The 24,007-nt window shown below is 41.7% G+C and carries 17 protein-coding genes; 8 read left to right on the top strand and 9 right to left on the bottom strand.

The features are described 5' to 3' along the window. Positions 1 to 3 precede the first annotated feature (3 nt). The 8 genes from ABEG20_RS04470 (at position 4) to ABEG20_RS04435 (ending at position 9,971) form a co-directional block, all read left to right on the top strand. Positions 4 to 711, top strand: coding sequence for a DUF4843 domain-containing protein (locus tag ABEG20_RS04470; protein WP_406826189.1), 708 nt, complete (start codon positions 4 to 6; stop codon positions 709 to 711). Between the two features lie 3 nt (positions 712 to 714). Continuing rightward, positions 715 to 2,133, top strand: coding sequence for a PKD-like family lipoprotein (locus ABEG20_RS04465; RefSeq protein WP_406826188.1), 1,419 nt, complete (start codon positions 715 to 717; stop codon positions 2,131 to 2,133). Between the two features lie 31 nt (positions 2,134 to 2,164). Beyond that, on the top strand, positions 2,165 to 3,568 hold the full coding sequence (locus ABEG20_RS04460) for a redoxin domain-containing protein (RefSeq protein ID WP_406826187.1): 1,404 nt from the start codon (positions 2,165 to 2,167) through the stop codon (positions 3,566 to 3,568). 9 nt (positions 3,569 to 3,577) lie between these two features. Beyond that, positions 3,578 to 4,666: a redoxin domain-containing protein gene (locus ABEG20_RS04455; protein WP_406826186.1), complete on the top strand. Its 1,089-nt coding sequence runs from the start codon at positions 3,578 to 3,580 to the stop codon at positions 4,664 to 4,666. Beyond that, entirely contained in the window at positions 4,663 to 6,336 is a 1,674-nt protein-coding gene (locus tag ABEG20_RS04450) for a trypsin-like peptidase domain-containing protein (protein WP_406826185.1), read from the top strand. The genes ABEG20_RS04455 and ABEG20_RS04450 overlap by 4 nt, the downstream gene beginning before the upstream one ends. A gap of 186 nt (positions 6,337 to 6,522) precedes the next feature. Then, positions 6,523 to 7,134 carry a glycosyl hydrolase family 95 catalytic domain-containing protein gene (locus tag ABEG20_RS04445; protein WP_406826184.1) on the top strand — a complete coding sequence of 204 codons (612 nt, stop codon included), beginning with the start codon at positions 6,523 to 6,525 and terminating at the stop codon, positions 7,132 to 7,134. A 164-nt stretch (positions 7,135 to 7,298) separates the two neighbouring features. Then, a complete protein-coding gene (gene nhaA, locus ABEG20_RS04440) occupies positions 7,299 to 8,621 on the top strand; it encodes a Na+/H+ antiporter NhaA (RefSeq protein ID WP_406826183.1) in 1,323 nt (440 codons plus the stop codon). A 12-nt stretch (positions 8,622 to 8,633) separates the two neighbouring features. Then, complete coding sequence (locus ABEG20_RS04435) at positions 8,634 to 9,971, top strand: DUF389 domain-containing protein (protein WP_406826182.1); 1,338 nt, start codon at positions 8,634 to 8,636, stop codon at positions 9,969 to 9,971. Positions 9,972 to 10,180: 209 nt separating this feature from the next. Here the strand turns inward: ABEG20_RS04435 and ABEG20_RS04430 are convergent, their stop codons facing one another. From ABEG20_RS04430 to ABEG20_RS04390, 9 genes are all read right to left on the bottom strand, one after another. Continuing rightward, positions 10,181 to 11,254: an alpha/beta hydrolase family protein gene (locus ABEG20_RS04430; RefSeq protein ID WP_406826181.1), complete on the bottom strand. Its 1,074-nt coding sequence runs from the start codon at positions 11,252 to 11,254 to the stop codon at positions 10,181 to 10,183. Beyond that, positions 11,254 to 13,236, bottom strand: coding sequence for a TlpA family protein disulfide reductase (locus ABEG20_RS04425; protein WP_406826180.1), 1,983 nt, complete (start codon positions 13,234 to 13,236; stop codon positions 11,254 to 11,256). Before ABEG20_RS04425 ends, ABEG20_RS04430 begins: the two co-directional genes overlap by 1 nt. Before the next feature lie 52 nt (positions 13,237 to 13,288). Continuing rightward, positions 13,289 to 14,692 (bottom strand): RagB/SusD family nutrient uptake outer membrane protein, encoded by a 1,404-nt coding sequence (locus ABEG20_RS04420; protein ID WP_406826179.1) that lies wholly within the window; start codon positions 14,690 to 14,692, stop codon positions 13,289 to 13,291. A 5-nt stretch (positions 14,693 to 14,697) separates the two neighbouring features. After that, entirely contained in the window at positions 14,698 to 18,291 is a 3,594-nt protein-coding gene (locus ABEG20_RS04415) for a SusC/RagA family TonB-linked outer membrane protein (protein ID WP_406826178.1), read from the bottom strand. Between the two features lie 47 nt (positions 18,292 to 18,338). Further along, positions 18,339 to 19,358: a FecR family protein gene (locus ABEG20_RS04410; RefSeq protein ID WP_406826177.1), complete on the bottom strand. Its 1,020-nt coding sequence runs from the start codon at positions 19,356 to 19,358 to the stop codon at positions 18,339 to 18,341. Positions 19,359 to 19,531: 173 nt separating this feature from the next. Further along, a complete protein-coding gene (locus ABEG20_RS04405) occupies positions 19,532 to 20,143 on the bottom strand; it encodes an RNA polymerase sigma factor (protein ID WP_406826176.1) in 612 nt (203 codons plus the stop codon). A 66-nt stretch (positions 20,144 to 20,209) separates the two neighbouring features. Next, positions 20,210 to 20,743: a contractile injection system tape measure protein gene (locus ABEG20_RS04400; protein ID WP_406826175.1), complete on the bottom strand. Its 534-nt coding sequence runs from the start codon at positions 20,741 to 20,743 to the stop codon at positions 20,210 to 20,212. Between the two features lie 174 nt (positions 20,744 to 20,917). Beyond that, entirely contained in the window at positions 20,918 to 21,343 is a 426-nt protein-coding gene (locus ABEG20_RS04395; RefSeq protein WP_406826174.1) for a phage tail protein, read from the bottom strand. An 81-nt stretch (positions 21,344 to 21,424) separates the two neighbouring features. Continuing rightward, a complete protein-coding gene (locus tag ABEG20_RS04390; protein ID WP_406826173.1) occupies positions 21,425 to 23,005 on the bottom strand; it encodes a phage tail sheath family protein in 1,581 nt (526 codons plus the stop codon). Between the last annotated feature and the right edge of the window lie 1,002 nt (positions 23,006 to 24,007).

Raw genomic sequence — 24,007 nt, 5'->3', positions numbered from 1 at the left:
CAAATGAAATACTTAACGATATTATTTTTGCTGGTTTTTGCAATAGGATGCAAAAAAGACGATATACCCACATTTGAAGGCCGTGATGGTATTAGCTTTTTTATTGATTATTACGAGAACCCCGATAGCACCAATTATTCATTCGCCTTACAGCCAACAGCTAAAACAAAAGATACCATATTCATCAAAATGCGTTTGGTAGGGAAACCTTCCAGTGTGGCGCGTGGCATTAAATTAAAGGCATTGCCAGGATCAACTGCCCGGCCTAATATCGATTACATTTTGCCTGAAGTTAAGTTGCCGGCCAATGCACTTTTTGTAAACTATCCGCTGGTCATTTTCAATACACCAGAAATGCTGACGCAAAATTTTCAACTGGTACTTGGTGTTGATCCTGGGAGTGAACTGGTTCCTGGTGCGCCGGGAATAGCGGTAGACCTTTCCAAAAATCTCTCGAAAATGAAAGTCAACATCACTAATCAACTGATAGAGCCTGATTATTGGCAAAATTTGAGCTTCTTTTTCGGAAATTTTAGTGTGGTAAAATTCAAGTTTATGATCAAAGTAACCGGACTTACCAATTTCGACCCTCAGGTAGTTGGTTTTAGTGACATATTCCTGATCCAGGTAAATCTGAAAAAAGCACTTTCGGATTATGTTCAGTTGAACGGTCCTCTTATTGATGAATTCGGTAACCAAATTACATTCTAAGTCATGTTAAAAATAAAATATTGCATTTGCTTATTATTGATATGCTGTGCCACGTTATGGTCTTGCAAAAAAAGTCAGGACTTCAATTATAAAGAACTAAACGAACTGGAAATTAAAGACAATGCAACCCTGTCTATCGTTCAGTTTGATACACTTAAAATTGATCCGCAGATTACCCAAAGTAAACCTGCTGGCGAAGGATTTACCTATCAATGGAAAATTTATCCTTACGCTCCTGTTGACGGGATTGATGCAAAAGTTCTGGCGACGTCAAAGGCATTAAATGCTGTGATCAGTTATCCACCGTTAAAGGATGGTTATAACCTGGAATATAAAGTTACGAATTCGGCTACGGGTGTATCTACCTTTAAGGTTTATAATATACGCGTAGCTAGTGCATTTGGCAAAGGATGGCTGGTTAGCAACACGACTTCAGGTAATGCACAATTAGGCTTTATCCGTACAGACTACAAAGTATTTTATAACCCGGCCGGCGCTGTAAATCAAACCACGTTTCCGGGAAATGCTGTTGCTGCTAATCTTTTCTATAATAGTGACGGGAGCCGCTTTGGGCTAAGTTTTTTTACCGATAAGGGAAGTTACCGCTTTGGTGCAAACGATTTTCTGATATCGGGAAAATCGATCATCAGTTTTACACCGGTGAAAGACAAATTTGCATTTAGTGTATCAAAGTTTACAACCGAAGAATATTTGATTAATGATGGAAGCCTTTACGCAGCCTCCATGCTTAACGACCCTGCAAATGTCACCTATTCTGCAAGGTTAGAAGGAGATTATAACCTCTTTCCCAAAGTAATCACCAGCGCTTTATTTTCTACCTATTTTTATGATAACAAGTACAAACGCTTTATGTATGTTCCATTTGGAAGCTTTAGTATAATACCAACTTTTGGCTCTTCTTCTGCTGCTTTTAATATTGGAGATACGCGTATGTTGATGGTAGGCGCTATGGATGGTGTCAAAACAAACTCATCAGAAGATTTTTTCTTCATCATGCAGGATACCAATGGCGATCGCTTTCTGTATTCATTATCGGGTGCATCGCCACGCCTCAATCAAAAAATATTGAACAGCCCGGAGATTGCCTCTGCTAAATCATTTGCTGCTTCCCTTACATTGAGGCAGATATATTACGCTACAGATAACAGTATTTACCTGTATGATATCCTGGCAAATTCAGCAAAACTGTTTTACACATTCCCATCCGGTACCCAAATCAAACAAATCCAGCTGGATCAGACGGATAGCAAAACCCTGGTGGTTGCCGCCAACCAGGCCACCGGGGGATCAGTTTACTTCTTCAAGATCAGCAATCTGGGTACGCTTGTTACCGGAAGCTACGATCAGCGAATAGATGGCTTCGGCGAGATTTCCACCATAAGCTATCGAAGAGCCAATTAAATAAATTAATCTACTAAAAAAGAAAACGCATATGTTTCGTAAAACCATCATTTGTTTAAGCCTCGGGGTAAGCTGTTTTATCCAGCTCTTTGCGCAAAGTACCCGTGATTTTAAAAAAGAGCTGGAAGGGATAAAAAGTATTCAGGATACTGTGGTACTCCATCAAAAGCTTTCAGCGCTCGCAACCGGATCTGAAGAAGACCTAACGCTACTTGCTCAATATGGGCTTGAGAAAGGCTGGTCCCGTAGTCAATGGGATGAATTCGCGGCGAAACGCATGCCCAAAGAGCAATTTGCATTTAATAAAGCACAAGAAAAGTTTTTTGCAGAAAAGGACCTGAATAAAAAACTCGCCATATTGTCTTCCATCCAAAAACAGTTCCCGAATCAGAAATACGGCTATAACTATGCCTTATTGGCTGGAGATTATGCCAGAGCTGGCAACTTTAATCAGGCCATGGCCTATTTACAAAAAACAAAAGACCAGGATCGCTTAATGGCCTGGTCTCAACTGGCTTTGGTAAATGATCCTAAAATATCAAAACAGGTTACCCTACAAGTAAACCAAACCTTATTGCAAAAAAACTTGCCTGCCGAAGAGCGACTTACGCTTCTGAATATGAAGCGATATCTTTTGGAACAAAAACAGGATTATAAAAATGCAGCCGTTATTGCGAAAAAAATATTGGATCTGAATCAAAATCCTACCCAAAATGAGATTGATCACTATCATATTTTATTAAGCAAAAGTGGTAACTATCAGGCTGCGTTTCCAGCCCTGGAAAAAATGATCAACAAAGAGATAGAGGACGAAGAAATCAAGACTGAATATAAAAAGGCTTACCAATTCATGTATCCGAACAGGGATGTAAAAGCGCATCTTGATTCGATCCAGAATGTCAGGGTAGAACAATATGAAGCCAAATACAAGAATTACAATGGTGAAAACCTGATCAAAGAAAAAGCACCGGAATTCGAACTGCTGGATGCCAACAGCAAAACCGTATCAATGAAAGATTTTAAAGATAAAATCATGGTGATCGATTTTTGGGCAACCTGGTGTATGCCTTGCAAAGCTGCGCTGCCCGGGATGCAGCTATTGGTAGACAAATACAAAAACGATCCGGAGGTAAAATTTCTCTTTATCCATACGAAAGAGATCACCGGCGAATCTTTTAATAAGGTAAGAGACCAATCACTGTCTTATTTTAAAGCACACGATTTTACGCTTCCACTTTATGTAGATTTAAAGGATAAGGATACTAAAACCAATAAAGTCGCCGAGCAATTTAAGGTGACCGGAATACCTCATAAAGTGCTTATTGATCGTAATGGTTTTATCCGTTTAAACAGTGTAGGATTTAACGGTTCAACTCCTGACCTCGTAGCAGAAATGAGCGCAGTTATTGAAAAGCTAAAAAATCAAACTAATTAAGAACAAACAGTGAAGAACAAAATTTATTTTCTTTTGATGTTTCTGCTATTTATAATGAACAGCCAGTTGCAAGCACAAATGAGGTTAAGCGGCAAGTTGGGTGGCACCAATGCGGATAGCATATCTTTGACCTATAAACTTAATGGTAAAACAAATGAAAAACGGATACCTGTCAAAAACGGGGTATTCACCATAACGGTACCAAGTGATACACCGGCTATGGCAAATTTGAAACTTCCCTTTCAAGGGCAAAGTTTTGATTATCCTTTTTTTGCAGAACGTGGTAACCTCCTGCTGCGCGGAAGTGTAGAGAACCTGGATTCCATTATGAAAATTAGCATTACAGGTGCCCCGACTCAAAATGCGTTTAATTCTTACATTCGAGCGAGGATGTCACTGATTAAACAAGCCGATAGCCTGGATGCGCTAATGGCCAGTGGCCGTGCAGATTCCACTGTAGTGAAACCCCAGCTGTTTAAAATCGGACAAATGATCTCGAGTGGCCTGGCTGAACAGTACATCAAAAATAATCCGAAAAACTATGTAAGCCTGCATCTGCTGAATTTACTGATCGGTTCCAGAATAGATTATAACAGGGCAAACGCGCTTTTCCAGGCCATCGATCAATCCTTACGCGCGTCTTCAGCAGCTTCATCAGTAAAAAAAGCACTCTCTGTTTTACAACTCTCAGCTACGGGGAAACCATTAAAAGCATTTAGCATTCCTGATATAGCTGGTAGAACGGTTACATTGACAGATTATAAGGGTAAAATTGTACTGGTAGATTTCTGGGCAAGCTGGTGTGTACCTTGCAGACAGGAGAATCCTAATTTGTTAGAAAACTACAACAAATACCATTCAAAAGGTTTTGATATTTTGGGCATCTCATGTGATACGGACGAGGCTAAATGGAAAAAAGCGGTAAATGAAGATCGCCTTCCCTGGAAACAAGTTAGAGATTGGGAAATCTTAAAATACTATGGTTTACAATCCATACCTTCCAATTTCCTTTTGGATGGTAATGGCGACATAATGGCCATAAATCTTCGAGGTGAAGAACTCACGCAAAAGCTAGATCAAATCTTTTCTAAAAAATGAGCGATCTTTTAAAAATAATTTGTCTGGTTATATTTTCTAACCTGGCAGCAGAAACGCAGGCACAGGAAGAGATCAGATCTCCGAAAAAAATAGAAAGTTTATTGCGTAAAACCAATTCGGAAGTGGTGGATGCCTGTATTAAATTGGTGATCAGGGATACCTTGGCCGATCGGGATTTTGGCGGCTTTAGCGCGGTTATTGTATCTTCAAATGGCACAATTTTGACTGCTGCACATTCCGTTAACCCTAACCATCGATACCGGGTAGAATTTCCAAACGGGCAGAAAGGGGTCGCAGTTGCTTCAGGAAAAATTGCCTTGAGCGATGAAAAGCAACAGTTCGATCTGGCAATGCTTAAAATGGAAGGCAAAGGCCCATGGCCTTTCGTAAAAATGGCTGACAGTAGAAACCTGGTTGTAGGAGAAGGCTGCCTGGCCATCTCCTACCCTGGAAGTTTTTTTCAAACCAAGCCGAACTTGCGTTTCGGGCGCATTACCCAATTGGATGCTGGCGATGGCTTTTTGGAATCAACCTGTAAAATGGAACCCGGAGATTCAGGAGGTGGTCTTTTTGACCTGCAAGGCAAATTGATTGGTATCCGTGATAAAGTTCAGCTCAGTGAGGATGAAAATTTCGATATCCCGGTTAATCTGTTCCGCCGGTATTGGAGTGCGTTGCAAAAACCAATCAATTACCGCCGGTTACCAATAGCAGACACACTTACCCCCGTACCGGCAAGCAAACGTTTTACGGTAACTCCGCCTGCTCATTTTTCACAGCTGGGACTTAAATTTCCAGACCAGGTTATTACCCTGCACAGTCTAAAGGGCAATGTGCAACAGCAAATTCTGGCCACCGCAATAAACCTCGATCAAAAAGATCGGACATCCGTACTATGGCTCAGTAAAAGTTCCATGCTTGGCGAACAGCCCTGGATGATATACAATGGTGTAAAAATCCAATTAAATGTAATAAGCCGAGATCCTGAAAACGACCTGGTACTTTTAAGTCCAGCTGATCGCGTGAACAATTTTAAGGGTATAAAAACCGGTAAAATTAAGTACAAACCAATAATTACCAATAACCTGGGAAAGTTTTTATACTCACCGGTAGATTCTGAGGACTGTAAATTAGGCATTGTCAGCACCATAGAAATTCAGCTACCGCTGCTTTTTAGCCGTGCGCAACTGGGAGCATTGGTGTTTGAAGAAGCTGGTAAAATGATGGTGAAAGATATTGCGCGTACCTACCCTGCTGATCAGCTGCTAAAAATTGGTGATCAGATCATATCCATAAACGGAAAAGCGATACCCAACGAAAAGGTTTACCAACAAGAAATGAGCCGTCTGCTTATGGGCGATCATCTTACTTTGGGAGTCATCAGAAACCATAAAACCTCAACAGTTGATCTTGATTTTAAGGAAAGAACCACTCGCGACATCACCCTAAACTATAAAGGGAAAAGAAGTTTACGCTCAGACGGGTTTCAAAAAGTATTTGTACAGGATGCTGCTATCCGATCGGATGAGTGCGGAGGACCGGTTTTCGATAGCGATGGAAACTTTATGGGCATTAACATTGCCAGGCACAGCCGGACAGCTACCATCATTTTACCCCTGGATATGATTAAAAAGTCAATCGTAAAGATGTTGGATTCAACAAAAAGCTAAACACATTTTAGCTCATCACTAAAAATGTGAACGTGCTAAATTCATATCATCAATACATGCGAAAGCCTCCATTCATTGGGCTTTTGTTGTTTACAGGCATTTCTAAAATGTGTTATTTCGCAGTAATAAAGGTTAAATCCACTCGCATCAAAGGAAAAACGATTAATATCGGAATAGTGATAAAAAATGTCGGTTGCATATAAGGACCTGAACTCTAATGATCCTCACCACCGTCATGTTCCGCATTTATTTGCCTTACACCCCGGAAGGCAGATTACGGCATTAGGTACACCTGAACTGGCGAACGCCGCCAGAAAAACGCTTGAGTTAAGGGGAGATGACGGAACCGGATGGTCTATAGCATGGAAAGAGAACTTCTTGGCCAGGTTAAGAGCAGGCGATCATGCGCATAAATTATTATCCTATCAACTTCGCCTCACCAGCCAAACAGAAACCGTAATGGCTGATGCACGTGGTACATACGCCAATCTTTTTGATGCTCATCCCCCATTTCAGATTGACGGAAATTTTGGAGCCGTATCTGGCATGACCGAGATGCTGTTACAAAGCATGGAATCTTATACCAGTGGAGATGGCCAGGATGCTTACATCCTTGATTTGTTACCCGCGCTACCATCTGCCTGGCCCGATGGATTTATTACCGGCTTAAAAGCCAGAGGTAGTTTTGAAGTATCACTTAAATGGAAAGGTGAAAAGTTGCTTGGCGGCACTATTAAATCATTAAATGGTGAGCCGTTTAAATCAGGACACCAAATCCGATTAAAATTAAAGGGTTAAATATAGTAGCCAGAAAGGTATTTAAGTTGGCCAGCTTCATTTATGACCATATTTCTTAAACAGCAGTACCCGGTCAAACAATTTCACCTGTTTTAACATTAACTTTGGAGTAACTATCATGCAACCATAAAATTCAGTTAAACCAGTAAAATTAAGCTTCCGATATGATTAAAAATCTGCCAAAGACACCTATTGAGAAAATAATCGCGCCCGTGAGCCGTTTTGTACACCTGGAATATACGAGTGGAATTGTATTGCTGATCGGGGTTGTACTTGCGATCATTTGGGCAAATTCACCATTTTCGGAAAGCTACCATCATTTATGGGAAACACATTTTATGGTCGGGATAGCTGAACATACTTTGAACAAGCCTCTACATGTCTGGATCAATGACGGGCTGATGGCATTATTCTTCTTTATCATTGGCCTGGAATTGAAAAGAGAATTCATGGAAGGGGAACTCTCTACTTTTTCAAAGGCTATTTTACCCATGACTGCTGCGCTTGGCGGCATGATTGTTCCTGCGGGAATTTATTACCTCCTCAACCACCATACCGATACCGAACACGGATGGGGAATTCCTATGGCTACAGATATCGCTTTTGCACTGGCGCTTCTTTCTATGGCCGGAAAACATATACCAGGTTCTATAAAAGTCTTTCTCTCGGCATTGGCTGTAGCGGATGATCTTGGTGCAGTTTTGGTAATCGCTTTCTTTTACACCGGACAGGTCAATTTTATGGCATTGGGCATAGCCGGTATTTTGCTGTTATGCCTGGTTATTGGCAATGCGATAGGAATCAGGAATAGTGCATTTTACCTTATCCTCGGTATTGCCGTATGGATCAGTTTCCTGCTTTCTGGTGTACATGCTACACTTGCGGGTGTATTGGTGGCTTTCACCATTCCGGCGAGGACACGTATTGATGAGCAGGTTTATTCCAAAACGCTTCGAAAGCTTACCGATGATTTTGACAGGGAAATCCCCAGTAATAGTACATTAACAACATCGGGACAACATCAGACCATTCAACAGGTGAAAAACCTCAGTCTTGCAGCAGAAACGCCTCTGCAGAAAATTGAACATGCTTTACATCCCTATGTTGCTTTTCTGATCATGCCCGTTTTTGCGCTGGCAAATTCAGGCATCCTGATTGGCAGTGATTTCTTTTCTGCAATAATCAACCCCGTATCACTTGGCGTTACCGCAGGTTTGGTTATAGGAAAATTTACAGGCATACTCCTGTTTTGCCTGCTGATGGTTAAAACCGGTATAGCCCGCTTACCTGAAGGTGGAACCTGGAGACATATGATAGGGGTAGCGTTTCTGGCAGGGATCGGCTTTACAATGTCACTGTTCATCAGTGGACTTGCATTCTCAAATGAACTTTATATTACGCAGGCAAAGTATGGTATACTCATTGCTTCCATTATCTCCGGCATTTTAGGAATGCTCGTATTAAGGTCGGGCCGAAAATTAAATTAAAAGATTAATTACATGGAGCAAAAAAAAGATAAGGGCCTTAGCGGCTACATCAGGCTTTTCCTCGAAAGGAGGTTTAACCTTCATCTCGATAAGGCAAATGAGGAAGAAGTTGTAGCATCGATCAGATCCAATACAGTTTTTGTCGGATCCAGTCTATGGATCCTCATATTTGCGATATTTATTGCCTCCATTGGACTTAATGTAAACTCAACCGCAGTAATTATAGGCGCCATGCTGATCTCTCCGCTCATGGGACCGATTATTGGCATCGGTTTGGGTATAGGAACCAATGATTTCGCACTTGTAAGACAGGGTGGCAGAAATCTTCTGATTGCAGCACTGATCAGTATCGCTACCTCTACACTGTATTTCTACATTACCCCGTTACACGATGCACAGAGTGAACTATTGGCCCGTACCACCCCTACCATTTGGGATGTTTTCATTGCATTTCTTGGTGGCCTGGCCGGGGCCATTGCCGTAACAAGAAAAGAAAAGACCAATGTTATTCCCGGGGTGGCCATTGCAACGGCACTCATGCCACCACTCTGTACAGCAGGATTTGGCCTGGCTTCCGGCAATCTACTTTTCTTTGCAGGGGCACTGTACCTCTTTTTCATTAACAGCCTTTTCATCTGTATTTCTACTTACCTCATTGTCCGGTTTCTAAAGTTCAGCAAGAAACATTTCGAAGACCGCCTTACAGAAAAAAGAGTCTCCAGATATATACTCGTCAGTGTACTGGTAACCATTATTCCCAGCATCTACCTGGCATATGGCATTGTGCAGAAAAGCATATTTGAAAACAACGCGCAGCGGTTTGTCCGGGAAGTATTCAACTCCCAAAAAACGCAGGTGGTTAATAAAAATTTTAAATATTCAAATCATTCCAGGGAAATAGACCTGTTGCTCATCGGTGAGGAAATACCTGCTCCCAGAATTGACAGCATTAGGGCTAAACTATCCACCTATAAATTAGCAGGTACCAAGCTATTGGTGAGGCAAGGACTTGATGCACGATCGAAAATAGATTTTTCCCAGATCAAAGCAAGTATCATGGAAGACGTTTTTGCCAGAGACTCTACCCAAAGAAAAGTGAAGAGTATAAAATCTGCACGGCCTGATCTGTCAGCAGATATGCGTGAAGAAATACATGCACTTTTCCCCAATATTAAAAGTTATAGCATTGAAGAAGCTGTTTTCCACATGACTGATTCGGTTAAGAGAGATACCGTAATGCAGTTTACCGGAAGAGCTGAAGGGAAAATCCTGGCTAGCGATAAAGTGAAGCTGGGGAATTGGCTGAAGGCCAAGACTGGAAAGAGAAACATTGTTCTGTTTGCAGATTGAGCAGTTTGCAAGCCCGTATATGATCAGTTTCTGAAAAATGGCATCGATAAGATATATGGGCTCTTTCTACATTGATAGCTATTTTTGAGATGTTTTTAGGGATAGAACAGATCTGCGATCAGTATACATTTAGTCGTTGCCTTCCATTCGATTTTTTAAAAGATAAGGTCGGCGCTATCCTGCTCACCGACCTATCATCATTAACTAATCTAAAATTTTTTCTGTAACCAATTGATCATGAATTTCATTGCCACATCTGAAAAACCAGCTTTAATGGTTGGAATTTCTGCCTGGTTGCAGGTTACACAGGGTAGAAACAAATGATTTAAATTTGGGATCAATACCGTTTCTACCTGGCTGTTTCCCCCCTGCCTTACATATGCTTTCCAATGCTGCAGGTTTTCCTGCCCGGCCACCATGAGGTCGCGATCGCCATTTAAAGCCAGTATAGGTACCTTGATCTGTGCCAGGGTTTTCACCGCATTGTACCTGATAAAATATCGGTACCAGGAACTGGTGGCCATTTTAACGTAGCTATATACCGGAAAGCGGAAATGGTCAAAAGGTTTATTTAACGTTTTGAAATAGGCATCATCTTTTACCTTCCACAGGTTATAGGTTTCATTTAATTTAGCCTCCATATTAGCCGAGTCTGCATATTGATAGGCAGTATGAAACATCAACTCGTTGATCTCGTTAGAACGGGCTTTGTCGTAACCGGGCAACTGGGAGTTTGCAACCAAATCGCGGTTTTGGCGAATCAGGGCATCCAGTCCGTTTGAAGCCAGTCCGGCAATACTGATCAGGAAAGCAACCTGCTTATTGTTTGCGGCAGCGATACTGATGGCCATTCCCCCCTCGCTATGCCCCAACAGACCGATCTTTTTAGCATTGATCTCCTTGAGGCCCCGTAAATAGGCTACCGCAGCCAAGGCATCATTGGCAAAATCGAGTGTAGTGGCCTGTTCATACACACCAGTAGTTTTACCAACGCCCCGATCATCCAGCCGGAGCACGGCATAACCGTTTGTGGATAATCCATCTGCCATATCCAGAAATATCTTATGACCGCCCATGGTGCCATCACGGTCTTGTTTTCCCGTACCAGAAATAATTACAATGGCCGTAAATGGCCCCCTGCCTTTTGGAATGGTTAAGGTACCGCCGTAAGTGATACTGTCTTTTGCCGAACGAAACATTACTTCTTCCGAGCGATAGCTTTGCGCATAAGCCAAATTGACGAAAAGCAACAAAACCCACAGGGATGCGATTTTTCTTTTCATTAGTTTGCGCTTTTAGTCAGTTCAATCAGGCTCGAAATTTCATCCGCCAGGGCAGTTGCACTTCCGCCGTAACCAATGGAAATAAACCTTAAAAAGCCATTTCGATCAATGATCAGCTTTTGCGGAATCCCCGAAATAGTAAAGGTTTTGGCTACACGGCTGAACACTTCATCATTGGTTTTGGCTCCTTCGGTCTGGTTATCAAACAAAACCTGAAAGGGATATTGATTGTCTTTGATATATTGGGCTACTTCTGCCCGAAAGCCCGCTTTATATTCTTCCGTATCAATAAAGAGAAAAACAACATCCGGATCGTTTTTATATTTCTCTACGGCCAGTTTCATGCCAGGGAAAGACGCTTTGCAAGGCACACACCAGGTGGCCCAAAAATCCATTACAATAGTTTTTCCCTTAAGTCCGGCCAGGGTAACCGTATTGCCTTTCAGATCTTTCATGCTCCAATCCGGCATTTCCTTTTTGATCATGCGGCCCTTTAATTCTTCTTGATTTTTTTTCAGGTTTGCCGGATTCTTTAGCGACTCCAGGTAAGCTTCAAAACCGGCAGCTGATTTTTTTCTTTTGATGTACAAAGCCTCAAGCATAGCCGTCATTCCGGTTGAACTTTGATTTTCGAACATGCTTTTGATCAGCAGTTTTTCCAGTTCAGCATTTTTACCCAGCTTTTGAAGGGCAGTAGCCTGTTCATGATTGATGGCTGCCTGCTTGTAATGCTGTATTTTTTGCGCTTCTTCTGTTACGCGCAGTGCCTGAGCATAAAGACCAGCTTTATTGAGCAAACCCGAGTATACCCTGGAGACATTGAGCACAAAAAGCCTCTTATATTCTTTCTGCCATTCTGTTGGCGAAAGGTAAGCCATACTTTCGGGTTGATGTGTCCTGAAATATTCAAATCTTTTCACCAGCAGATCTGAATATTCCTTTAGGCGGTTCAGGTTACCTTTATCATAAGGAATCTGGATCAGCTTATAAAAAACATTAGGCAGGGCTTCGAAAGATAAAGAATCTACGTATCTCGCCACTTCATCTCCATCCGGATGTTGCATGGCACCAAAAACCATGATATTTTGATACACCATGCCATAATTGATGCGATTCTGCTCGTCAATTACTTGGTTATGCTGATATTCGGGGAAGTCTTTCAGAAACTTTTCTGAAGCAGCGAGGATGGTGGGTATATCACGGCTTTGGCTAATATTTTTATAGGCAGCTAAGCGGGCAAGGCTTCCGTTTGGAAAACGTTGCGCCCATACTTTTTCGATAGAATCGGCCAATTTTTTATCATTTAAAAGATATTGCGCTATTCTGCGGCCATTAAACAAGTCCAGTTCACTAGCTTCAGGCCTTTTCAGATAAGCCATAACGCGTTGTAAACGCGGAGCTGCATCGTCTTTAAATGTAGCATTTAATGCTGTTGCATAGGGATAAGCCAATATAGATTTTGAAGGCTGGTTAAAGCTGATTTCCTGGTTAAGCCAGTGGTAGGTGGCCGAATCGCTGATCCCTTCAAACTTGATATAATTAGGGATATCCATGCCATATTTTGGTGAACGGGCCATGCCCCATCCTGCGTAGCCTCCGGGTGCATTCAGCCCTTTGCGCTGGGGATCAGACATCATCACAAAATAGCCCTGGTCCTGATTGTTATCGGTCTGCTCTCCTGAAGTAAATTTAAAACCCAGAAAACCACAATCTGCAGGTACATTAAAGGTTGCTTTCCAATGGTTTTGCACACCATCCAGTTTTAGATCTGCCGCTTTCCATTTGTAATTAATATACTGATAAACAACCGCATTTATTTGTTTTTTACCCGAAAGTCCTGTTTGGGAAGCATCATAAGTAATGGTTAAGGGCTTACCACTTTCAGGTCTTTCAGGCGCTACCTTAAACGCTGCCGGTGATTGTGCACAAACAGCAAAGGAGAACGCCAATAAAATGTGCAGGAACAGGATTTTTTTTAACATCGTTTTTAATTAGTGGCACAGTTAAAAACTGTGCCATGGTATAAGGAATAAATTATGGGTTTGGTTCCAGCTCAGGGTTTAATGAACGGAAGTATTCGGCAATCGGAAACACATAACGGTTACTGTTTGGCGCCAGCGTATAGGTGGTACCATTAAATACCCGCGTATAGGTGCGCTGAAAGTTGGTTTCGTTATTTAACCGGCGCATATCCCACCAGCGAAGCGAGATACCAAAAAATTCACGGCGGCGCTCATCAACTACCTTGCTTAGCGCATCATTGCCATCAGTGGCGGTCAAAGGAGTATAATCTGCAGCTCTAAATCTTTTTATACGGAGGTTGTTTACCCAGATCATGGCATTGGTGGCGTCATTTGCACGTGCGTAAACTTCGGCACGGATTAACATCATTTCAGGCACAGAAGGACCTTCATTACGGGTTTCGCCGATAGCGCGTTCTTTGGAATACACCCTGCCGGTTAAGCTAGTTGATACGCTTGATGCTGCTACTGTAAACAAGTTATACCGTTGATCCTTAGTACCCAACAAGTTAAACCACTCATCACTGGGTTTAAATACCGTTGGAAAAAAATTTAAATTTCCGTTAAGAGGTAATTTAGAGAGCAAAATTTCAGGATCTGTGATTCTTCTCGGATAATTTGCACTGCTAACAGTTGTAATCGTTGATAGATCGTTTAGCGTACTTCTTAATTTCAGGGCTTCATCTGCATATTTGCCGGCATTTAAATAATCTTTCATGAGCAGGTAACAACGGGCCAATTCGCCATAGGCCGAAGCTTTTGAAGGCAAGGTGTTATAGGCTTGTGTTTGTGGCAGCGACGGAAGTGCTTTTGTCAGATCATTGATGATCTGGTTATAGACTTCCTGAACAGATGCACGGTTGAGTTTCTGACTTAAGGTTTGCACCAAAATTAATGGCACACCCAAATCAGTTCCTGCTGTTGTAGCATTGTAGGGTTTGGCATAGGTATTTACCAGGTTTAAATAACTATCTGCGCGGTGTACCAGGGCTTCAGCAGTTAAAGCATCTTTATCTGCCTGAGTACCGTCACTTCCTGGCAATTCATTAATGATGGTATTGCAGTTCAGGATGTTATTGTATAAACGGTTCCAGTTCTGGTCCTGTTCTATATTTGACCCTAATGGATAAATTACCGGCTGCCAGGTATAACTTCCAACCAGGTAGTTATAATTTAGCGATCCTGAGAGTGCTGTTTGCTGTGCCGCATCATTCAGGTTGATATCCGACGAGGCAAAATCGGACAGGTTGGCTACGGTTTCAAAATTGGCGGTATTGTTTAGCAGGTAACGGTAATTGAAGGTTTGGTTGGGTACCAGCTGCCCCTGGGTTTTGATATCGACAAATTTCTTACATCCGGCCAGTGTGGCAGCGGCTAAAAGAAAAGTAAAGATTCTATATTTTGGATTCATCATCATTTAAATTAAAAGTTAACATTAAGGGAGAAATTATAGGATACCGGCGAAGGCAGTCCCAATGTAGAGGCGCTTAAACCACCTACAAAATCCGGATCCAGCCCTTCTTTGTTAGCCCTCCACAACAAACCCAGGTTTCTCACCGAGAAGCCCACGTTAGCAGACCTGATGAACTTCAGTTGTTCTACCGGAACCTGGTAGGTTAAGGCCAGTTCCCGCAGGCGGATATAATCGCCTTTTAATACATTGATATCAGATTGCTGATAGCGGAGCAAGCTGGTTGGCGCTAAGGCGCCGGCCGCACCCGGTACATTGGTAAAAGCTTCATCTCCCGCTTTAATCCAGCGTTTGGTGATGTCTTCATGCAGGTCATATTTTACGCCCTGACGGGAAGAAGAATATGCCGAAATGGTCGGGCGCATAAATACGTTTCCGAACTGATAGGTGGCCACCGCCATCAAGGTAAAGGCTTTGTATCGGAATGAGGTGTTGAAACTGCCAAAATATGGTGGTGTTCTGCGACCTGCATATACCAGGGCATCAACAGAAGTTACATTTTGGCCCGAACCTACTTTATTGCCGTTCTGGTCAAATACCTGTGTTAATCCGTTGGCATCTAAACCCGCATTGCGGAATACAAATATTTTGTCGTTTGGATAACCATCCAGCGGTACGCTACCGAAAGCAGGGTTCGACAGGAAAGTCGAGTTCACAATAAAACGGGTATCGGTAATTTTATTGGTATTGTAAGCAAAATTCAATCCGGCATTCCATTCATAATCCTTTTCGCGGATCACAGTACCATTCAGGTTAAATTCTACACCATTGCCCGACATGGAAGCTACGTTTCTGTTGATGGAAGTAAATCCATAAGTACCATTGATTGGAAATTCATAAAACAGATCCTTACCTCGTTTGCTGTACACATCTACCGAACCCGATAAACGGTTATCCAGCAGGGCAAAATCTACACCCAGGTTGGCCACATAGGTTTTTTCCCATCTCAACTCCGGATTAGCCGGTGCGATGATACTGGCATTAGGTAAACCAGTTGCACTGTCTCCCGTCCCCAGGCTAATGTAGGTAAATGGAAAAGTATTGGTAGAAATGTTTCCATTCACACCGTAAGTAGCCCGTATGCTCAGGCTGTTAAGCCAGTTTTGTGTATTCAGGAAAGATTCCTTTTTAACATCCCATTTTAAACCGGAAGACCATAGCGGTGTTGCCCTGAATTTACGGTCAACCCCAAAGTTATTGTAGTCATCGTAACGCGCACTTCCCGATAAAGTATATTTCCCCTTGTAGGTATAGGCAACATTACTGTAATAAGACAGGTATCTTCTGACTTTATCCTGCTGTGACGGACTGCCTGCTATCCCCTGGGTAGAACCCTGGATAGTGGCATAGGGAGTAAAGAAATTCACCGGCCTTGAAATACCATTTCCGGTATTGTAACCATACAATACGCTGGTTCCCTGCCCTACTTTGGTTTGACGGATTTCTGAACCGACGATGGCTGTTAACTGATGCTCAGTACCTAAAATATGATCGTAGTTCAGTTGTCCACGTAAGGTGTAATTGTTATTGTATCCGCTCAGATTGTTCAAAATGCCACTTCCCGGAGAAAGTCCGATGGAATTAACGGCTCTTCCCGAAGTTGGAATCGGGGTAAAGGTATTCACCAGGTTACGGTAGAAAAAAGTGGCCTCACTATAATAGTTACGGGTATTGCCAAAGTTTCTTTCATTGGCAAAAAAAGCATTGGCAGATAAACCCTTAAAAACAGGAACATTCAGATTCAGGTTGAAATTATAGTTGTTTTCATTTTGTGAATTGTCTACATTGTCCATCTCATCCAGCACACTGTATTTCCAGTTCAGATAGCCCTGGTTTTGCAGGTTATCCACCCAGCCCGAATAATAAACGGTTGAATAAGCTTTGTGGTTACCAGATGCATCCACCAGCTGGTTGTAAGGCATAAATGTACTTGCAGTAGGCGAAAACAGGCTACTCAGGCTTACTGCACCGGTTTTATATTTAAAAAAAGAAGCCCTGAAGTTAGCCGATAAAGTAGCGATCTTAAACAATTTAAAGTTATTGTTCATGGTAAGGGTTAACCGCTGGCCTTCGGTACCTCTTGTATAAGGATTTTCTTTGCTGTAAGAAGCGGAATAAAAATAATCACTGCTTTTTCCACCACCTGTTACAGAGAGGTTATACTGCTGGTTACTGGAAGGGCGCAGCAGGTAATCGTTGATTTGCGAACGGTTGTCCAACGCGCTCAGGCGACTGATTTCGGCATCATAAGCTGCCTGCGTAATTGTGCCGGCCTTTAACTTAAAAGTCAGGTCTGTGGCATCTGCTACCGTTCCGCTAAAGGCTGTGGTTGCGCTTGGTGCAAAAATCAGGTTTTTGGCTACAAGATCCTGTTCATAGGCAATTACCTGTGCCGAGTTCATCATGTTCAGATAACCGAGATCAGGACGGTTAGCCACGGCGGCAGTCATCGAAAAGCTGACCTGAGGTGCCTGACCGCTTTGTCCTTTTTTTGTCGTGATCACCACTACACCATTGGCTGCACGTGTACCCCAGATGGATGCCGCTGCTGCATCTTTCAGAAAGGTAATATTGGCAATATCGTTTGGGTTAAGGGTAGATAAATCGAGTTCCATAATAGCACCATCTACCACAACCAGTGGAAAGGTTTCTCCCCTCAAGGTATTACTGCCCCTGACTTCCATATTGTAATCAGACCTGCCTAATGAGCGGGTTCCAGAATTAATACCTTGCTGGGTGTTTCCATAAGTAAACATATTATCAGAGTTTAAAGTCACCTTTACCCCTGGAATCAATGATTCTAATCTTTGTACTACGTTCGGGGTCGGGATTTTCTGAAGATCCTTTGCTGTTACGCCAAATGCAGCTCCGGTTGAACGCTCTTTGGGTAATACCTGGTAACCATTGGAAACAATATTCACATCCTGCAGCTGATTGCCGGCCGCAGGGGTTAAAGATACGTTCAGGCTGCTGGTATTGGCTGTTACAGGTAAATTACTGGTTTGGTAACCCAGGTAAGAAAAACTGATGGATGTAGTGGTATTCGGTACAAAGATCGAGTACTTTCCGTTTCCATCGGTTGTCACTACGCGGTTGGATCCGTTAGATTTGATGGTAACGCCAGGCAATGGAATACTGCCTTCATCTGTTACCTGTCCGGAGAGGTAAAATTCATTGTTACTGCTGTTGCTAGTGCCGCTCAATGTCGGTAGGTTAGCCTGGGCATTCACATCCAGGGTTTTTCCGTCTCTGCTCACGATGGTATAATTTCCTTCGCTCACATACAGAAAAAGTAAATTGTTAGGATACAATACATTTTTTAGCGCTTCATCTACCGATTTTGCTTTTAAACTCGCTGAAGAAGCTGTTTTACCCTGTACAATGCTATGTTCATAGGCAAATTTGGTTTTGTATTTTTTCGAAATGGCATCAAGTGCTTGTTCCAGGCTGATTTGCTTATTCTGTGCAGCGGCCTGAAATACAGCACCAAAAGCCAGCAATACCACCAGCAGAAAATAAAGGGGTCTGGTAAAGTTTTTGTTCATGTTGATTAGTTTGTTTGGTTGTTTGTTGATAATATAGGATAATGCATTTATCTGCGTTTCAAGTAGATAACCTTGCCTTGTTTTTTGATATTTACATTTAAAATATTGCTCAGGGTAAAGAGCAAGCCTTCTTCACTTTTGATCGAAATGCTGCCATCAATCTTTTTCTCCCCAAGTGAAGGATCATCCAGGATCACCTGATAGCCGTAAACATCTTCGAAATTACTTAAGATTTCATTCACCGTGGTTTGGTTAACGATCAAGCGGCCGTCTGTCCAGGCTGATTGTTGTAGCGAGCCTTGTTTTTCAACTGTTAGTAAACCATTGCGGCTATTTACCTGTACCACATTACCCGGTTTCATCTGGTAATGCTGCCCGCTTTTAACTGACCGGACCTGTACACTTCCTTCTACCAGGGCAACATGCGCCATGCCACGTCTTTCTCTGATATTAAAAGTGGTGCCCAGCACCTGCACCTCTATCGTTCCGGTTTGTGCCTTAAACAATTCGCCTGGTTTAATCTGAGCGGCATCATGATTGAGGTGTTTGACTTTGAAATAAGCTTCGCCATCCAACTTAACTGCCCTGTTTTCTTTCCAGGCATAAGCTCTTGGATAACTTAAAGTTGAGTTGGCATTTAAAATCACCTCCGAACCATCTGGCAGCACAATTTTTTTCTGTTCGCCATAGGCTGTATGAATGCGCACTGTAGAATGGAAAAACCAGCTGATGCATAGTGCGATCAGCAAACTGGCCGCGATACCACCTGCCCAAAAGTATTTTTGCCTGTTGATTTTTAATTGTTGACGGCCATTGGCTATAGATTGATGAATGGCATTCAACAGGTTTTCTTCTAAATGGGGCGAAGTTTTAAAAGGTTTCGGACTAAGCATCAACTGAAGTTGTAATTCCGCGGATAAAAATGCATCCAGATTCCCTGGTTTTGCCTCCTGCCAGTTTAGCCAGAAAAGCCTGTCTTCCGGCAGCTGATATTTCACATAGCGCACAAACCCGGGATCTTCTAAAAAATCGGTTATCGTAAAGGTAGTATAGTCGTGTTTGGTCATGAAGCGGTGCGGCCGATGGTGGCCATCCGATTATACAAACAAGAAAAAAAAGGAAATTACCCCAGGGAACTTAAATTATTTTAAAAAATATTTTTGTTAAATAAAGAATAGCAAAATAAGGAGTAGTTATACTTTAATCTACATACAATGAACATCGGTTTGGTTTACCTCATTCAGGTATACCATTTATTGAGTTTGTTTAATTCCAGTAAAAGTAATACCAATAAGGTTTTATCCACTTTCATAATCTCCCTTAAGGCATCCAGTGCCCTGGCGCTAAGCTTATAGGTACCTTTAGTGGTCAGGTCCATAATTTCTGCAATCTGGCTATAATCCAGTTCTTCAAAATATTTGAGGTAGATGATTTCCTTTTGTCTGGGTGTTAGCTGATTCATGGCCTCGGCCAGTTGTGCAGCCTTTTCATGTACTTCTTCTTTGCGGATGTAGGCAGATTCGAGCGTGAAACTTAAATCGAACAGGTGATCGTCGTTTGCTTCCACTTTCTCGTACTTCAATTCCTTTGTACGATAGTTCACGATGGTATTGCGCAGGGCAGCAAGCAGATAATAACGAATCTGTTTTGTTGGACTGAGGTTTTTGCGGTTTTCCCAAAGTTTGACGAAAAGATTTTGCAGGCAATCTTTTACCTCATCTTCCTGGTGAAGCATGCGCATTCCATATTGGTATAATGACTGAAAATGCACCTTATAGATTTGATCCAGTGCATCTTCCTCGCCATTAAGCAAGCGGGACCAAAGGGCAGTATCCGAAAGTTCAGGGTTCAAGTTTGACTGTTGATAACCAAAGATACAACTCCTTTGCAAAAAAGGAATTCAAGAGGGAATTTCTTTTTAAGAAGTCTGCCATTGAACATATAGTGGTTTACCCATCCATGGATAGTTGATTACGGAGAAGGTAAAGGGTAACTGATGGATGAGTAAATCATAAGCTCTTTCTGCTATGATTAGTTCCCAGTGATCATCATGTTCGATCAGCAGTCCGTCTCTGATTATCCAATTGCCCCTTAACCCTGCTATGGATGAAGATCCTATTGCTTTCCAATGCCCAATCATGGCCTGTAAAAGTTCTTCAAGCAGTTCAATCTCTGCAGAGCTGATCACTATGTTGTTTTTAACAGACTCTTGTAGTGGAATTCCACATAAAATCTTATTCAATGCCAGGTAATGTTCATCAGTCTCCGCTAAGCCTGTGGCTACATATTGAAGGTAATGAATGGCATCTTGTTGTTTGTTTGGCAGGTATGCTTTATGGCCATCTAACAGGCCTAAGCGCTCAAAAAGCATTGGGATGAAATTGTTAATTAAAACCAATCCCCCATTTTGAACATAAATGCCTTCTTTTACTATTTCTGCTACGTTACTCATCGAAAACCAGGGTATTGTTTACTTTATTTTGGAGATTTTAACTAGAAAATGAGTGATAAATGATCCTTTTTTATAGCCTTTACTTGCTGCTTTTTATATAAATGCCTGTTGGTTTCTTAGAAGTGAGATCTTCTCCTTTAAAAGAAATTCGAAAGAAAAGATATCATTTACGCTTTATCTGCCACTCGTAATGGTTAGTTGTTCATATACAATTTCAATCGTATCAACCGCTACCTCGTTACCATCTGATTTTAGATCAGTACTCGTAATTTTAGTTGGCCAGGCATTATGTAAAGACCACTGCATGGTTACTTTGCCCGATTCATCCAAGAGTTTAATTAAGATAGTTTTTCTTTTGATGGTATTCATACCAATTTCTGCATGCCAGTTCCAAAAGGTATTATCATTTATAAAAATACCCCTTTTCATGGTAATGTTACCATATTTAATAATGCCAGGCATTTTTTCTGTCGAAAAAAGCGGACTATTACTTTTACGGTATTCTATCACCTGTGCTTCTACATCCAGTCCGGAAACTTCCTGGAAAGCCACACCTTTTAGTTCTGTTCCCAGATCTACTTCGAACCTAAACTTGGGCATTGGCCAAGTTGAGCCTGTTTTGATGCCGTCATCTATCATTATCTTATATTTGCCTTATTAAATATTGTTATTGGATCATGATTAACCCTGTGCCTGCATCTGCTGCTGGAAGGTTAATTCAATAAATTCTGCAGGGCGGATTAGTGCCACTTTTACCACCACCGTCATGATACCATTCAATACATCATCACCCGTCATAGTGGTACCTAAACCACAGTCAACCGAAAAAGCATCGGCAGGACTAGCCCCCATTAACCCGCCTGCTTTCCAAACTGATGTTAAAAAACTACTGATCATTGACTTTACCGCTTCCCATGTATTTTTATCGTTAGGTTGGAAAACATAAGGATGAGAAGCCAGTTTACACGATTGCTCTAAAAAAATCATGGTTCTGCGCACTTGGATATACTTCCAGTCCTGACTGTTGCCATCTAAGGTACGTGCGCCCCAAACTAAAATACCTATGCCATTAAAAAAGCGGATGGCATTGATTGATTTCCCCGAAACGGCATCTATATTTAAGTTGCTTTGCTGACTTTCTGATAAACTGATCGGAAGCGATGATGCACCAACAATACTCACATTAGCTGGTGCCTGCCAAGGCCCAAACTGGTTATCGGTATTGGTAATTATGCCTGCCATAGCACCACTTGGAGGCAAAACATTGGCAACAGCCAATACCTGGTTAATGATGTTAGTGTAGGTTTTGCTGGCATTTTGTAAAGCATTGTGGTACTGTGCTACTGTTAATTGGGAAACAGAAAGGTTCGCAATATTGGTTAAAATCTGAGCCGCAGCAGGATTTGGATCATCGGCCGGATTTAAAAGTGGAGCCAGCTTTTCGGTATCACCACCAAACAGATTGGTATAATCGATATCTGAAGTTTGCATCGTGGTTGTGCCAATAAACGGATAATATGCTGCGCCGTAATCGAGACCTGCCGCCCCCGTATTATCCCTAAACGTCTTGATATCCTGCGTATACAAAATGGGATCAGGGTTTCTGCCACCAATCACATCAAATATAGAAATGGCTGTTTGTGTTTCCGTGCATTGCAATAACATGGCTTGCATTAATGCACCGTTATCCGCTACTGAAAGCAAGGTTGCTTCGGGACAGATATACATGGTAGGTTCCTCTTCATTCAACAGCAAAGCCAGGCCTGCTGTTAAATCGTCCAGTTTCACATTGGGGTTAATTAGTTGTGTTCCCAATGCCATAGGACTTTTAGATGGAGCACCATAGGTACCTACAGAAACAATATAGGCATCGCCACCGCCATTATCGTAGAACATCTTTACACTGTTATAGAGGTAGTAAACAGTATTAGGATCAGGAAGTACAGAATAATAATTGCCATCAATGATCAGGTAATCAGGTTCATTTGGTTTCGATTGCTGTTGCACCAGGTAATATTCGGGGCTGTACTGTTTTGCCGGACTGGCAGGTGCCGGCGGATTTGGATAGCAATAAATCGCCTGAAAATCGGAAAAGGAGGTAATTTTCTGCGCTACATTGGCATAGGATTTTCCTTGGTACATGGCTTGTGGCGTGTAACCAATAAAAGCCGGTACAGCAGTTGCAACAGGTACTACAGAATTAGGAAAAGCATTAAGCTCATTTATGTAAACTCCGGGAGTGTGAATATTAGATAAATTCATAAACTTTATTTTTAATGATCGATTTATATATCAGTATGCATTGGTGATAAAAGTAATTACAAAATTATGGGAGATAAATTTTTCAATAGTGAACCCCTGCGGTTGTCAACCTGATGGAATTAATAATAAAGTACTGGCATCAAGGGTATAGTTCATCTGAGAGAAGCATTAATTATTTTAAAACCTGAGCTGATCAATACCTAAAGGTATATCTTTCTGCCGGATTTACTGCACCTGAATTACCTTTTAATCTTGTTGTTTCTATGAAAAACGGGCTTTAGCATTTGTTTTCGAATATTAAGCCAAGTCATTATAAATTTTATCTGGTTGCGCCCGGCGATGGAACCATTGCTTTCGATTAAATTATTAAGCACATTGTTATTTTCATCTAAACCGAAGCGATTTTTAAAAAACTGATTTAGAATGTCATTAGTAAATTGAAAAGTTCTGTTAATTATTGTCCATTTGAAGTTAAACTGGCCAATCCCATTCCGCTTTCCTTACAAAATGTTCAAGTGGCTTTTATTCCATTTTCTACATATTGCAGAGGGAAATTCATCTCCATTATTCATGCGGTTACTCCAATTATCCAATCGTCATGCCTTTTGCATGGCATTCAATACCTGATCACTGTGCGTAAAATATTGTAGAGTCTTTCTGAAGTTTCAGGGTACTTCAGGTAGCTTCCTGGGGTATAAGATCGGGCAAAATAATTTGCAATAGCAGATACTACGATTAAGCTGATCAGCCTTGTAATTTTTGTCTGATCTTGTTAACCCATCAAATTCATCTTTTAAGAAATCACGGCCGTATATAAAAGTTATTTCAGGATACTGATTAATTTAGCCTTGATGCTTTTTAGCCAGGTTTTTCATTTTTTCTTTAAAATCAGCATAACACCTGTGATAGGTGCATTTGTATGCATGTTCAACATAATCTCATATTAAAAAAGAGTGGCACCTGCTTCTGCAAGCAGGTGCCGGAAAAACTCCTGATCAATCC

The organism is Pedobacter sp. KACC 23697, from assembly GCF_045348445.1.
Classification (GTDB): domain Bacteria; phylum Bacteroidota; class Bacteroidia; order Sphingobacteriales; family Sphingobacteriaceae; genus Pedobacter.
This window is presented reverse-complemented; position numbering and strand designations above follow the sequence as displayed.